The sequence below is a fragment of the Bradyrhizobium sp. B039 genome, assembly GCF_038965675.1.
GTDB lineage: Bacteria > Pseudomonadota > Alphaproteobacteria > Rhizobiales > Xanthobacteraceae > Bradyrhizobium > Bradyrhizobium diazoefficiens.
In genome coordinates this window covers 5,026,425-5,038,816 of the sequence record NZ_CP152416.1, presented here as the reverse complement: position 1 = coordinate 5,038,816, position 12,392 = coordinate 5,026,425, and the positions used below count along the sequence as shown (strand labels likewise).

13 protein-coding genes and 1 tRNA gene are annotated in these 12,392 nt (G+C 63.9%); 9 read left to right on the top strand and 5 right to left on the bottom strand.

Annotated elements, in window-relative coordinates; translation table 11 throughout:
- Positions 1-47: 47 nt before the first annotated feature.
- The gene (locus AAFG50_RS23560) at positions 48-347 is read right to left on the bottom strand and encodes an HU family DNA-binding protein (RefSeq protein ID WP_028171702.1); all 300 of its coding nucleotides are present in this window, start codon (positions 345-347) and stop codon (positions 48-50) included.
- A 234-nt stretch (positions 348-581) separates the two neighbouring features.
- On the opposite strand from AAFG50_RS23560, the gene AAFG50_RS23555 reads away from it, so the two are divergent.
- Together AAFG50_RS23555 and AAFG50_RS23550 are read left to right on the top strand one after the other, a co-directional pair.
- Positions 582-658: transfer RNA gene (locus AAFG50_RS23555), tRNA-Asp, on the top strand.
- A gap of 219 nt (positions 659-877) precedes the next feature.
- A complete protein-coding gene (locus AAFG50_RS23550) occupies positions 878-1,720 on the top strand; it encodes an FkbM family methyltransferase (protein ID WP_231166492.1) in 843 nt (280 codons plus the stop codon).
- Positions 1,721-1,865: 145 nt separating this feature from the next.
- On the opposite strand, the gene AAFG50_RS23545 is transcribed toward AAFG50_RS23550, so the two are convergent.
- The 3 genes from AAFG50_RS23545 to AAFG50_RS23535 all read right to left on the bottom strand — a co-directional run bounded on the left by AAFG50_RS23545 (position 1,866) and on the right by AAFG50_RS23535 (position 4,763).
- Positions 1,866-2,069, bottom strand: coding sequence for a hypothetical protein (locus AAFG50_RS23545; RefSeq protein WP_028171704.1), 204 nt, complete (start codon positions 2,067-2,069; stop codon positions 1,866-1,868).
- A 144-nt stretch (positions 2,070-2,213) separates the two neighbouring features.
- A complete protein-coding gene (locus AAFG50_RS23540; protein ID WP_028171705.1) occupies positions 2,214-3,509 on the bottom strand; it encodes an MFS transporter in 1,296 nt (431 codons plus the stop codon).
- A gap of 63 nt (positions 3,510-3,572) precedes the next feature.
- Positions 3,573-4,763, bottom strand: a complete 1,191-nt coding sequence (locus AAFG50_RS23535; RefSeq protein ID WP_028171706.1) for an aromatic ring-hydroxylating dioxygenase subunit alpha — start codon at positions 4,761-4,763, stop codon at positions 3,573-3,575.
- Positions 4,764-4,979: 216 nt separating this feature from the next.
- Between AAFG50_RS23535 and AAFG50_RS23530 the strand changes: the two genes are divergently transcribed.
- Together AAFG50_RS23530 and AAFG50_RS23525 are read left to right on the top strand one after the other, a co-directional pair.
- Positions 4,980-5,489, top strand: a complete 510-nt coding sequence (locus AAFG50_RS23530; protein WP_028171707.1) for a MarR family transcriptional regulator — start codon at positions 4,980-4,982, stop codon at positions 5,487-5,489.
- A 177-nt stretch (positions 5,490-5,666) separates the two neighbouring features.
- The gene (locus tag AAFG50_RS23525) at positions 5,667-7,922 is read left to right on the top strand and encodes a TonB-dependent siderophore receptor (RefSeq protein ID WP_028171708.1); all 2,256 of its coding nucleotides are present in this window, start codon (positions 5,667-5,669) and stop codon (positions 7,920-7,922) included.
- 344 nt (positions 7,923-8,266) lie between these two features.
- Here AAFG50_RS23525 and AAFG50_RS23520 read toward each other — a convergent pair whose 3' ends face one another.
- The gene (locus AAFG50_RS23520; RefSeq protein ID WP_028171710.1) at positions 8,267-8,461 is read right to left on the bottom strand and encodes a hypothetical protein; all 195 of its coding nucleotides are present in this window, start codon (positions 8,459-8,461) and stop codon (positions 8,267-8,269) included.
- A 164-nt stretch (positions 8,462-8,625) separates the two neighbouring features.
- On the opposite strand from AAFG50_RS23520, the gene AAFG50_RS23515 reads away from it, so the two are divergent.
- Genes AAFG50_RS23515 through AAFG50_RS23495 form a run of 5 tightly spaced genes read left to right on the top strand, consistent with a single transcriptional unit; the run spans position 8,626 to position 12,383 of the window.
- Positions 8,626-8,991 carry an NADH-quinone oxidoreductase subunit A gene (locus AAFG50_RS23515; RefSeq protein WP_008136158.1) on the top strand — a complete coding sequence of 122 codons (366 nt, stop codon included), beginning with the start codon at positions 8,626-8,628 and terminating at the stop codon, positions 8,989-8,991.
- Positions 8,982-9,569 carry an NADH-quinone oxidoreductase subunit B gene (locus tag AAFG50_RS23510; protein ID WP_028171711.1) on the top strand — a complete coding sequence of 196 codons (588 nt, stop codon included), beginning with the start codon at positions 8,982-8,984 and terminating at the stop codon, positions 9,567-9,569. The genes AAFG50_RS23515 and AAFG50_RS23510 overlap by 10 nt, the downstream gene beginning before the upstream one ends.
- Before the next feature lie 11 nt (positions 9,570-9,580).
- Positions 9,581-10,192: an NADH-quinone oxidoreductase subunit C gene (locus AAFG50_RS23505; protein WP_011087683.1), complete on the top strand. Its 612-nt coding sequence runs from the start codon at positions 9,581-9,583 to the stop codon at positions 10,190-10,192.
- Positions 10,193-10,194: 2 nt separating this feature from the next.
- Complete coding sequence (locus AAFG50_RS23500) at positions 10,195-11,391, top strand: NADH-quinone oxidoreductase subunit D (RefSeq protein ID WP_011087682.1); 1,197 nt, start codon at positions 10,195-10,197, stop codon at positions 11,389-11,391.
- On the top strand, positions 11,391-12,383 hold the full coding sequence (locus AAFG50_RS23495; RefSeq protein WP_028171712.1) for an FkbM family methyltransferase: 993 nt from the start codon (positions 11,391-11,393) through the stop codon (positions 12,381-12,383). Before AAFG50_RS23500 ends, AAFG50_RS23495 begins: the two co-directional genes overlap by 1 nt.
- Positions 12,384-12,392 lie beyond the last annotated feature (9 nt).

Below are 12,392 nucleotides of genomic sequence, written 5' to 3'. Positions count from 1 at the left end.
ACGTTGCGGCCGGAACGAGCTTCGATCAGGCTTAACGAACAGTCACCTCAGATCGCCTCTTTCAGTTCCTTGACCGGGCGGAAGGCGACCTTCTTGCTGGCCTTGATGTGGATGGGCTCGCCTGTGGCGGGATTGCGGCCGGTGCGGGCCGCGCGCTTGCGGACCTGGAGGATGCCCAGCCCCACGATCCGGACGCGGTCGCCCTTCTTCAGGTGCTTGGCGATCAGCTCGACCATGTCGGTGAGGACGGCCTCGGCTTGCTTCTTCGACAGGTCCTGGCTTTCCGCGATGTCGGCGGCGAGGTGCTTGAGGGTGATGGTGGCGGGAGCGGCTGCCTTCTTCGCCATGTCTGGCCTCCTCGATTCTTGCCGGTGGCTGGGGAGACCGCCCCCGGACCCCGCAGGTTCCCGGAGGCGTAGACGATTCGGGACCGGACTGACTACGCCGCCCGGCGCGGCCGGGTCACGTTCCTGCGCGCCACCGGCGGATATCCGCTCCTTCAGGCTGTGGATGCAACGTCCTTGACTTCACCAAGCCCGGCCTTTAAGTCCCCCCTCGTTCCGCGGACATCTGTGCGCCACGCGGGAGTAGCTCAGTTGGTTAGAGCGCCGGCCTGTCACGCCGGAGGTCGCGGGTTCGAGCCCCGTCTCTCGCGCCATTTTATGGCGGAAATCAATAACTTAATCGCTGAATAGAAACCCTCCCTGGCAAACCGCCAGCGGAGCAAAGCGCGTATGCGACGCTCGGCGAGCGGGTGGTCGTTATTTTCGATTTTTTCGTGTTTCCGATCTTGCCCGCAACAAGCGGTGTGCAACACATTGTGCAACCCGCCAGACCGCCGACGACCGGTCAAACCGCTCTCATTCGGATCAATCCAATGCAGGCAGCCGATTTCAGCGCAACGCTGCAAAATTTGTTCGCCAAGGGCGTGCGGTACGGGGCCGTGATCGACCTTGGCTGTGCCGATGGGCATTTCGTTCTTAACCACCTGTCACGGCTCGGTGGTGCGGTGCCGCTCAACATTGATGCCAACCGGATCTATGAGAACTCCCTGAAGGCCATCAAGGAGGTGCTTGGCGGGCACTATCGGATCTGCGCCGTCACCGACCATGAGGGTGAGATCGAGATCACCGAGTCGGTGCATCCCTACTGGTCGTCCGTGCGCCCGGCGGGCGATCTCTACTGGGCGCGGCTCAACGACCTGATCAAGAGCAAGGTCAAGGTGCCGGCGACGACACTCGATGCGCTGGTCAAGGAACTGTCGCTCGAGCCGCCGTTCCTGCTCAAGCTCGACGTGCAGGGCGCCGAAAAGGCCGCGCTGAAGGGCGCGCGTTACGTGCTCGAAAATTGCAGCGTCGTCGTGTGCGAGGCCGACATCGACGACTTCCAGGACATCAACGCGACGCTGCTGGAGGCAGGTTTCTTCCTCTACGACCTGACGACGCTGCAGCGCCTGCGCGACGGAACGCTCGGCTGGTTTTACCCCGTCTATGTCAGCGGCAAGCTCGCCCACCTGAAGCCGCAGGCGTTCTGGGATACCGGCGACAATGCGGCGGTCATCGAGGTGCAGGAGGCGCGCCGCAAGATGATCCTCGAACAGAACAGCAAGATATTGAACCGGCTGCGCTACGGGCAGGCCGATGCCGGCCGGAATGATCCCTGTCCCTGCGGCTCGGGGCAGAAATTCAAGCATTGCTGCGGCAGCTACCGGGCCGACTGACTTTGGCGCAGTCTGCCGGCTCGTCGAGCTATAGAATACACCCCTGACATTTCAAAGGCTTGGCAGGCCACCTTCAGTCGACGGCTGAAAATCAAAAGGCCGCCCGAGGGCGGCCGGTTGGGGGTCAAATCGAACCTTTTCGCCGTCAGCGAATCTCCGACGTGCCCGCGCTGGTGATCGCCACAGGCTTGCCGGCCTTGATCATCTGGGTGGACTGGGCGGTCTGGCCGTAATCGGCGTTGGTACGGGCAGCAATCCCGAAACCGGCCACTGCAATGCCGGCAACCAGCGCCACCACCACGATCTTCAGGTGGGTCGCACGATCAGCAGAGTGAATTGAGTGGTTCATCTGAGCCTCCCGACGGGCTTTTGCCGCCGTCTATGGGCTCATGTCTTAAGGACCATCTGTTTCCGGATGGTTTCGCGGGTTCCGCAAAATGGTTTCATTAATAAGCCGGGTTGGTTTCGCCGGGCTTGCGGCGAGGCGGCGCCCTCAGGCGGCGGCCCGGCCGATATCGTCCCGGATGGTGCAGGCCGCCCAGACGAACAGCAGGGCGCCCAACGTGGTCGTGACCGCCGCCGAGAGCAGGGAATAACGCACGGCGTCCGCACCATAGCTGCCCCTCAGGGCATCGTTGACCATGCCCACGACCAGCGGGCCGACGCCCTGGCCGAAGCAGGTGGCGGTGAGCGCGATCAGCGCGGAGGCCAGCGCCCGCATGCTCGGCTTTGCCACGGTCTGCGCGATCGCGAAGATCGGCCCGAGATGGAAGCCGACCAGGAACGAGGTCAGCGCCAGCATCGCGACCATCATCGCGAAATCCTGCGTCAGCATGCACAGCGCGAACACCGGACCGGCGAGGCCTGAGGTGATCGCGGGCGCCCAGAGCTTCCAGCGGTCGTCGCGGCGGCTCACTTGCGCCACCACGAAGCCGCCGAGCAGGGTGCCGGCCATTCCGGCGAGCCCCTTGAAGGTGCCGGCATAGGTGCCGATCTCGGCGCTCGACAGGTGGTGCACGCGCGCGAGGAACGGCGGGATCCAGGCCGCGGTCGCGTAGTTGGTGTAGGTGGTGAGGCAGAAGCCGATCAGCACGATGATGAAGCTCCGCTGCGAGGCGAGGAAGCGCAGCGTCGGGCCGAGCGGCTCGGGCACGAAGCTCTCCTGCATCGCGCCGCGCTTCGGCTCCGAGATCGTCAGCCACAGGATAGCCGCGAGCAGGATGCCCGGCAGGCCGGCGACGTAGAACGCCATCCGCCAGCCATAGTGCTGGTTGACGTAGCCGCCGACGAAATAGCCGAGGAAGACGCCGAGATAGGTGCCGATGGCGTAGATGCCGAGCGCGCGCGGGCGTTCGTTCTTGGCAAAGAGATCGGCGACGATCGACTGCGAGGCGGGCGAGCCCGCGGATTCGCCGATGCCGACGCCGATGCGCGCCAGCGCCAGCGAGGTCACGCTCGAGGCCGCGCCGCACAGCGCCGTCATCGCGCTCCAGAACGCGAAGGCCACGGCCACGATGTTGCGCCGGTTGAGCCGGTCGGCGGCGCGCGCGATGGGGATGCCGAGCAGGGAGTAGAACAGCGCGAAGCCGAAGCCTGCGAGCAGGCCCATCATGGTGTCGCTGAGGGCAAACTCCTTCTTGATCGGCTCGATCAGGACGTTGAAGATCGTGCGGTCGAGGAAGTTCAGCGCGTAGATGACGGTGAGCAGCCCCAGCACGTAATAGCGCCGCGCCGAGGGCTTTGCCGCGGCAGTCGTTTGCACCGACACTTGTGACGTCACATCGACCATCGCATCCCCCCAATTTTGTCTTTGTTGTCGTTGTCGGTCCAGCCCTTATTGGAGCTGGCCGCTTCACGCGTCGCGGATGTAATTCCCCGCTTCGAATTCGACCGGCGCCGCGCCCACATCGAACGACACGCCGATCGGGTCGCGATCTGCCTCCATCGCCTCTAGTTGCTCGCTCAGCATGCGCCGGATCATCAGGATGCCGCGGTCGCTCTGGCCGAAATGCTCCTCGGAGTGAACGGTCACTTCGCCCTGGCCGACCTGGGCTTCGTAATCACCCGGGAATTGCTGGTGCTCGGCCTCGGTCATGTCCCACCAGAATTTTCCGTTGAACTTGGAGCGCATCCGGCCGATGTCGCCTGATGCCTTGACGCGGCCGGCAACGTAGATGCGGAACGAGGTGTCGTCGATCGGCAGTGTCCAGCCGATCGACTCGACGCGGGCGAACTGCGCCACGCGCGGATTGGGCACGACGCGCAAGGTGGGGAGGGCGGCTTCGGTGACGCGATAGAACACCTTGCCGTCATCCTGCCTGCGGATCGAACGCACGGCGATCCCGCGCGGCGTCTTGTCGAACTTCACCTCCGGCATCGAGGCCATCATGTCAGTGAATTGCGGGCCCGAGAACGAGCCGTGCAGCACCGGCACGTGATAGGGATCGACCACGTTCTCGAAATGCTGCAGCCAGTTGCAGGGAATGACTGCCGGTCCGCCGCCGCCGATCGAGGAATCGTCGGCCTCGACGAACTCGCCGTCGTCCATGTTTTCGAGGCACTCATAGCGCGGCAGCACCGGGCGTTTCTCGGCCGGGCCCATATAGGCGAAGATCAGTCCGTAGCGCTCTTCGACCGGGTACCAGGGCTGGCGCACCTTGTCCTTGAACTGGCCGCCGTCGGGCTCGCAGGGCTGCTCCAGGCAGTGGCCCTCGGTGTCGAACTTCCAGCCGTGATAGCAGCAGCGGATGCCGTCCTCCTCGACCTTGCCATAATAGAGCGTGGTGCCGCGATGGCAGCATCGCGCGTGCAAGAGGCCGGCGCGGCCATGCTTGTCGCGGAATAGCACCAGATCCTCGCCCAGCGCCCGCACCTTCTTCGGGGTGTCGGTGGCATCACCGATGAGCCCGACCGGGTGCCAGTAACGGCGGAGCAGTTCGCCCATTGGCGTGCCGCGCACGACCGAGGTTAGCTCGGTGCGCGTCTGCGCCGGTTTCATCGCATAGGCCGTGCCGAGATCGCGATCCCGCTGGGTGATCGTCATGCTGGTCCTCCCGCTGTGGGCCGTGCTGGCCAGGCCTTTTTTGTGCCTTTGTCGCAGTGAAAAATAATTCGATGACAATGTCAACGATCTTCCAAGTGCCGCCTGGTCGCATTCGGATGAGGTAGGAGGCGGCCTGCCTCAAGCTTGGGACTTGAGCCCGGCACTTGCTTCGGACTTGGACTTGGCAGGTCACCGCTTTCTTGGCACAGGTGAACGATGAACCAGACACCGAGGGATGGGTGGACGACGCCCGAGGCGGGCGAGAGCGAGGCGGCGCCGATCACCGTGATGCTGTCGTCGCGGCTGATGGTGTTGGCCAATCTGCTCAAGCGCGGCGCCATCCTGCGCTACAAGCGCCTCGCTGGATTGTCCTCGGTCGAGTTCGGTCTGGTCGCCTCGCTCGGCCGGCGGCCGCCGATGAGCGTCGCGCGGCTCGCCGAAGCGGTCGGCCAGGACAAGGGACAGATCAGCCGCGCGCTTGCGGAACTCGTCTCGCGCAAGCTGATCGCGAAATCGGCCAACCCGAAGGACAGTCGCGAGGTGCTGGTCTCGCTCACCGCGGCGGGGCTCGCCGCGCATGACGTGATCGTCGAAGGCGCGCAGGACCGCAATCGGCGCCTGCTTGAATCGCTGAGCGAAGCCGAGTTCGACACGCTGCTGCGCCAGGTCGATCAGCTCACGGCGATTGCCACCGAGATGCTCGAGGCCGAAAAGAATTCGCGTTGATGTCTCAGCAATCCCTGGAAATGTTGGATCGCTTCTAAGAGTCTCTCTAAGACCTTTTCAATTAGGGAAATCGCGCACCCTCACATAAGCGTCGCTGCAAACGCATGCCGTGTCGGGACACGACGGCATGTCGCTTCAAACATGCAGCTTCGGGGTGGCGCGTTGAACAGTCTTGGAATGCTGCGGTCGGCCGTGTTGGCGACCGCGTCGGCTTGGGTCCTGGTGCCGCAAGCATCGCTCGCACAATCCTCTACACAGAGTGGCGCTCAGAACCTGCCGTCGGTGACCGTCACGGCGCCCGAGGCGCGCCGCCGCGCACCCGTGTCTACCGTGCGTAGCGCGCCGCGACGGTCGATGCAGGCAGTGAATAGAAGCAAACCGCAGCCGCAGCGCAATGTCGGCTTCGTCGAGACGCCGCGCGGCCCCGTGCGCGGCTACGTCGCCGGTCGCAGTTCGTCAGGCACCAAAACCGACACGCCGATCATGGAGACGCCGCAGTCGGTGTCCGTCATCAGTGCGGAGCAGATCCGCGACCAGAAGGCGAACAAGCTCGACGAGGTGCTGCGCTACACCGCCGGCGTGCGGGCAGGGACCTTCGGCGCGGATACGCGCAACGATTGGTGGCTGATCCGCGGCTTCAAGTCCGACGACGTCGGGCTGTTCCTCGACGGCATGCAGCTGTTCTACACGTCCTATGCGAGCTGGAAGCTCCAGACGCCGAACATGGAGCGCGTCGAGGTGCTGCGCGGCCCGTCAGCGGTGCTCTACGGCGGATCGAGCCCGAGCGGCATCGTCAACGTCATCAGCAAGCTGCCGCCGGCCGAGCCGATCCGCTATGTCGAGACCGGCGTCAACAATTTCGGCAACGCCTATGTCGGCTTCGATGTCGGCGGGCCGGTCGCGACGCAAGCGCAGAACGGCAAGCTGTTCTACCGCGTCGTCGGCCAGGTCCAGAACGGCCCGACGCAGGTCAATTTCACGCCCGACAACAACTACTTCATCGCACCGTCCGTGACCTGGAAGCCGGATGCCGACACGACGTTTACGGTGCTGGCATCCGCTTCCCGGCAGGAAACCCGCGGCATCAACTTCCTGCCCTATGTCGGGACGGTCACCAATGCCTCGTTCGGCAAGATCCCGACCAGCTTCTTTGCCGGCGATCCCAGCGTCGACAAGTTCACGCGCGAGCAGGAGATGCTCGGCTACCAGTTCGAGCGCAATCTCACCGACGATCTGACATTCCGGCAGAATGCGCGGTTTGCCCATGTCGACGTGACCTATCGTGGCTATGTCGGCAACGACTACGGCAATCAGGCAACCGCCACGCTCAACCGCTACAATTGGTATGCGAAGAACACCGCCAACCAGGGCGATCTCGACAACCAGCTCGAATATCGCTTCGACACCGGTCCGGTGAAGCACACGATGCTGTTCGGGGTCGACCTGAAGGGTTATCAGATCGATGACTATCAGGCCTTCGGGTTCGGCGTGTCCTCGATCAACATCTTCAATCCGGTCTACGGTCAGGCGGAAACCCCGTTGCCGACCACGCCGTTCCGCAACTTCCAGATCACGCAGAAGCAGGCCGGCACCTACATCCAGGACCAGATGAAGCTCGGCAATTTTACGCTGGTCTTGAGCGGCCGCAATGACTGGGTCGCGACCACGCAAGACGCCCGCGACACGGGGGCTACGGTCAGCAGCCGCGATGACAGCAGGTTCAGCGGGCGCGCCGGCCTGATCTACAATTTCGACAACGGCATCGCGCCCTACGTCTCCTATTCGACGAGCTACAATCCGATCATCGGCCTCAACGCACAGAACCAGCTGTTCCTGCCGGAGACCGGCAAGCAGGCCGAAATCGGTGTGAAGATCGCGCCGAAGGGCTTTGACGGCTATTTCACCGTATCTGCCTTCGATCTGGTCCGTCAAAATGTGGCGACGACACTGCCGGGCAGTGTTCCGGTCTTGCAGAACCAGACCGGCGAGGTGACCTCGCGTGGCATCGAGCTCGAAGCGGTAGCGAACGCCACCAAGGAGCTGAAGCTGATCGGCGCCTTCACGGCTTATCACCTGTTCAACAGCAAGGATCTCGATCCGTCGTTGGTCGGCAAGACGCCGACCAACACGCCGGAGCTGCTGGTGTCGGGCTGGGCGGACTACACCTTTAGGGACGGACCGCTCGAGGGCTTCGGCTTCGGCGGCGGCGTGCGCTACATCGGCTCCTCCTGGGCCGACACCGCCAACACGCTTGAAGTTCCCGCGGTCGTGCTCGGCGACCTCGCGCTCCACTACGAATGGCAGAACTGGCGCACGGCACTCAACGTGATCAACCTGACCGACAAGATCTATGTCGCGAGCTGTGCCTCGGCCACGTCGTGCTTCTACGGCGATCGCCGGCGCGTGACCGCCAGCGTCTCCTACAAGTGGTGAGGGCGGGCGAGCGCACGGCATGTTGACGCTGCACATATCGAGGTCCCGACCGGCCTGAGCTCGACCATGCCCTTGTTCTGCTGACCGGACGACCGCTGATCTTCCAGCGGGAGATCGATGAGCTCCCGGGCTATGCCCCCCGGCCCGGAGCTCATGCGAGCGCGGCGCGTGCGACGGTCCTGCAAGTCGCCGACGCCGCGCTCGCGGTCGATCCGAGGCGGGGTCTGCGCCGACGCATTCGCCAGACGAGCCCCGGTCCCGTCGCGATGCATGGCTCGTCCGACCATCCGCGCCTGATACGTGTCCTTGCTGCACCTGTCCTCTTGCCGCCGCGGCCGCCAGCACTATGTCGCCTGGGTGACGGTAAGGGCCTCCGCGACGGTCATTGCCTGGGTCCGGGTGCGCTGCCGCACGGAAAACCCGGGCATTTTGACCGGATGCCATGCGGCCAGCGCTGCCTTGCTCTGTGCACCGCAATCTCGGTACGGCCGCTGCACAAAACTGCGGTCGCCCTTGCTGGGCTTGGCGATCTGCTCCATACCAGCCGCGGGGTGATTCCGGGATTTTCTCCGTTCTGGGGGCGGCAAAGGGCCTAAAAAGAGCGTGTCTTGCGCCCATTGGTGCACTGCGCTAAGGCTCAGAATAATTCCAAATCGGGACGAATCCGCGGCTCCCCCGACGTCGCGGGAAAAAGGGCTCGCCAATGAGCGGCATTCTACAGAACTATCTTCCACTCGTCGTCTTCATAGGGGTAGCGGGCCTCATCGGCCTTGTGCTGCTGATCGCGCCTTTCATCGTGGCGTTCCAGCAGCCGGACCCCGAAAAGCTGTCGGCGTATGAGTGCGGTTTCAACGCCTTCGACGACGCCCGCATGAAGTTCGACGTCCGCTTCTACCTGGTCGCCATCCTCTTCATCATCTTCGATCTCGAGGTGGCGTTCCTGTTTCCCTGGGCGGTGGCGTTCGGCAAGCTTGGCGCGACCGGCTTCTGGTCCATGGTGGTGTTCCTCGCCGTGCTGACGGTCGGGTTCGCCTATGAATGGAAGAAAGGGGCACTGGAATGGGATTGAACCCAGCACCGTCCACAGGTCCGGTTCTCGCGCCGGCCCCCAAGGGCATTCTGGATCCGTCGACCGGCAAGCCGGTCGGGGCCAATGATCCGTTCTTCCTCGAGGTCAATTCGGAGCTGTCCGACAAGGGCTTCTTCGTCGCCGCGACCGACGACCTCATCACCTGGGCGCGCACCGGCTCGCTGATGTGGATGACCTTCGGTCTCGCCTGCTGCGCGGTCGAGATGATGCAGGTGTCGATGCCGCGCTACGACGTCGAGCGTTTCGGCTTCGCGCCGCGTGCCTCGCCGCGCCAGTCCGACGTGATGATCGTCGCGGGCACACTCACCAACAAGATGGCGCCGGCGCTGCGCAAGGTCTACGACCAGATGCCCGAGCCGCGCTACGTCATCTCGATGGGTTCGTGCGCCAATGGCGGCGGCTACTACCACTATTCCTACTCGGTCGTGCGCGGCTGCGACCGCATCGTGCCGATCGACATCTACGTGCCGGGCTGCCCGCCCACGGCGGAAGCGCTGCTCTACGGCGTGCTGCTGCTTCAGAAGAAGATCCGGCGCACCGGCACCATCGAACGCTAAGGTTTTACGTCATGGACGATGGCAAGCTCGACGCCCTTGGGCAAACGATCGTTAGCGCGCTTCCGGGCGCGGCTACCGGTCATTCGGTGGCCTTCAACCAGCTCACGGTGGATGTCGAGGCCGCCAGGATCGTCGAGGTGGTCAAGTACCTCCGCGACGACCCGAACTGCCGCTTCGTCAACTTCACCGACATCACGGCGGTGGACTACCCGTCGCGCGAGAAGCGCTTCGACGTCGTCTACCATCTGATGTCGCCGACCCTGAACACGCGGATCCGGCTCAAGGCCCAGGCCGACGAGACCACGCAGGTGCCGTCGCTGATCGACGTGTTCCCCGGCGCCGACTGGTTCGAGCGCGAGGCCTACGACCTCTATGGCGTGTTCTTCGTCGGCCATCCCGACATGCGCCGCATCCTCACCGACTACGGTTTCGAGGGCCATCCGCTGCGCAAGGACTTTCCGACCACCGGCTTCGTCGAGGTCCGCTACGACGACCAGGAGAAGCGGGTGGTGTACGAGCCTGTCAGGCTCAACCAGGAATTCCGCAAGTTCGATTTCCTCTCGCCGTGGGAAGGGGCGGACTATCCGCTTCCCGGTGACGAGAAGGCGGGACCGAAGGCCTGATCATGAACGAGCAACCTGAAAATCTCCGCAACTTCACCATCAACTTTGGGCCGCAGCATCCGGCGGCCCACGGTGTGTTGCGTCTCGTGCTCGAATTGGACGGCGAAATCGTCGCGCGCGTCGACCCGCATATCGGCCTGCTTCACCGCGGCACCGAGAAGCTGATCGAGCAGAAGACCTATCTTCAGGCGATCCCGTACTTCGACCGTCTCGACTATGTCGCGCCGATGAACCAGGAGCACGCCTTCTGCCTCGCCGCGGAAAAGCTGCTCGGCATCGAGGTGCCGCGCCGCGGCCAGCTGATCCGCGTGCTCTATTGCGAGATCGGCCGCATCCTGTCGCATCTGCTCAACGTCACCACGCAGGCGATGGACGTCGGCGCGCTGACCCCGCCGCTGTGGGGTTTCGAAGAGCGCGAGAAGCTGATGGTGTTCTACGAGCGCGCCTCGGGCAGCCGCATGCATGCGGCCTTCTTCCGCGTCGGCGGCGTGCATCAGGACCTGCCGCAGAAGCTGGTCGACGACATCGAGGCCTGGTGCGATCCGTTCCTGAAGGTGGTGGACGACCTCGACCGCCTGCTCACCGCCAACCGCATCTTCAAGCAGCGCAATGTCGATATCGGCGTGGTGCCGCTGAAGGAAGCCTGGGAGTGGGGTTTCTCGGGCGTGATGGTGCGCGGCTCCGGCGCGGCCTGGGACCTGCGCAAGTCGCAGCCCTATGAGTGCTACGCCGAGATGGATTTCGACATTCCGATCGGCAAGAACGGCGACTGCTACGACCGCTACCTGATCCGCATGGAAGAGATGCGCCAGTCCGTGCGCATCATGAGGCAGTGCATCCAGAAGCTGAACGCGCCTGAGGGCAAGGGCCCCGTCGTCGTCGAGGACAACAAGGTCGCGCCGCCGCGCCGTGGCGAGATGAAGCGCTCGATGGAAGCGCTGATCCATCACTTCAAGCTCTACACCGAAGGCGTTCACGTGCCGGCCGGCGAGGTCTATGCCGCGGTCGAGGCGCCCAAGGGCGAGTTCGGCGTCTATCTCGTCGCCGACGGCACCAACAAGCCCTACAAGTGCAAGATCCGCGCGCCGGGCTTCGCCCATCTCCAGGCGATGGATCACATCTGCCGCGGCCATCTGCTCGCCGACGTCTCGGCGATCCTGGGTTCGCTCGACATCGTGTTCGGAGAGGTCGATCGGTGATGGCGCAGGCGCCAATCCAGTTTGACCGCGCCTCGGGGGCCCTTGAAGGGGCCAACCTGTGGGAGCGGGCGGCTGCCTTGGCGCTGGTGACGGGCTCGAAGATCTCGTCGCACTTCTCGCATATGGGCTATATCGCCTGCGCGAACCTGCTGCGGAAAACGCTGCCCGAACGCAATATCGCGATCAAGCTCAATCCCGACGCCGTGTTCGAGTTCCCGTATGGCGACGGCTATTGGAGCAAGCTGCTCAACCGTTCCTATATCTATGAGGACGAGCTGGAGCTCCTGTTCGCCGACTCCATCGACGTCGACTACACGCTGCTCGATTGCGGTGCCAACTACGGCTACTGGTCGGTGCTGGTGTCGAGCAGGCCGTTCGGCTCGCACAAGGCGATCGCGATCGAGCCGTCGGGCCAGAACTATCCGAAGCTTGCCAACAACGCCCGCATCAACGGTGGCCGCTTCGAAACCATGAAATGCGCGATCGGCGCTGCCCGCGGTACTGCGCGGCTGTCCGGCACGAAGCACGAAGCCTTCAGCATCGCCGGCGATCCGTCGGCGGGTGGCGAGGACGTGCCCGTGATCGCGCTCGACAATCTGATCGACGACGGCAAGGTCGAGGCCAGCGGCAAGTACCTGATCAAGCTCGACGTCGAGGGTGTCGAGATCGAGGCGATCAAGGGCGGCGCCCGGCTGCTTGAGACCGACAGCGTCATCATGTGCGAGGAGCACGGCAGCGACCGCAGCCACGCGGTGTCGCGCTTTATCCTCGAACAGACCCCGCTGACGCTGATCGTGTTCGATCCGCGCAGCAACCGGATGGAGACCGTGAAGGAGCTGTCGATCCTCGACCGCATCAAGGTCTCGACCCACGTCGGCTACAACGTTTTCGGCACCGCAAGCGCATTCTGGCAGGACAGGATCGATGCCCTGAATGCCAAGTCCCTGAATGCCAAGACCCTGAGTGCCAACACCGCGCGCCGCATGCAGTGAGAGATAAGA

Excerpts from the sequence above, each read along its gene's own strand:
- AAFG50_RS23560 (WP_028171702.1), bottom strand. The coding sequence starts at position 347 with ATGGCGAAGAAGGCAGCCGCTCCCGCCACCATCACCCTCAAGCACCTC.
- AAFG50_RS23550 (WP_231166492.1), top strand. The coding sequence starts at position 878 with ATGCAGGCAGCCGATTTCAGCGCAACGCTGCAAAATTTGTTCGCCAAG.
- AAFG50_RS23545 (WP_028171704.1), bottom strand. The coding sequence starts at position 2,069 with ATGAACCACTCAATTCACTCTGCTGATCGTGCGACCCACCTGAAGATC.
- AAFG50_RS23540 (WP_028171705.1), bottom strand. The coding sequence starts at position 3,509 with ATGGTCGATGTGACGTCACAAGTGTCGGTGCAAACGACTGCCGCGGCA.
- AAFG50_RS23535 (WP_028171706.1), bottom strand. The coding sequence starts at position 4,763 with ATGACGATCACCCAGCGGGATCGCGATCTCGGCACGGCCTATGCGATG.
- AAFG50_RS23530 (WP_028171707.1), top strand. The coding sequence starts at position 4,980 with ATGAACCAGACACCGAGGGATGGGTGGACGACGCCCGAGGCGGGCGAG.
- AAFG50_RS23525 (WP_028171708.1), top strand. The coding sequence starts at position 5,667 with ATGCTGCGGTCGGCCGTGTTGGCGACCGCGTCGGCTTGGGTCCTGGTG.
- AAFG50_RS23520 (WP_028171710.1), bottom strand. The coding sequence starts at position 8,461 with ATGGAGCAGATCGCCAAGCCCAGCAAGGGCGACCGCAGTTTTGTGCAG.
- AAFG50_RS23515 (WP_008136158.1), top strand. The coding sequence starts at position 8,626 with ATGAGCGGCATTCTACAGAACTATCTTCCACTCGTCGTCTTCATAGGG.
- AAFG50_RS23510 (WP_028171711.1), top strand. The coding sequence starts at position 8,982 with ATGGGATTGAACCCAGCACCGTCCACAGGTCCGGTTCTCGCGCCGGCC.
- AAFG50_RS23505 (WP_011087683.1), top strand. The coding sequence starts at position 9,581 with ATGGACGATGGCAAGCTCGACGCCCTTGGGCAAACGATCGTTAGCGCG.
- AAFG50_RS23500 (WP_011087682.1), top strand. The coding sequence starts at position 10,195 with ATGAACGAGCAACCTGAAAATCTCCGCAACTTCACCATCAACTTTGGG.
- AAFG50_RS23495 (WP_028171712.1), top strand. The coding sequence starts at position 11,391 with ATGGCGCAGGCGCCAATCCAGTTTGACCGCGCCTCGGGGGCCCTTGAA.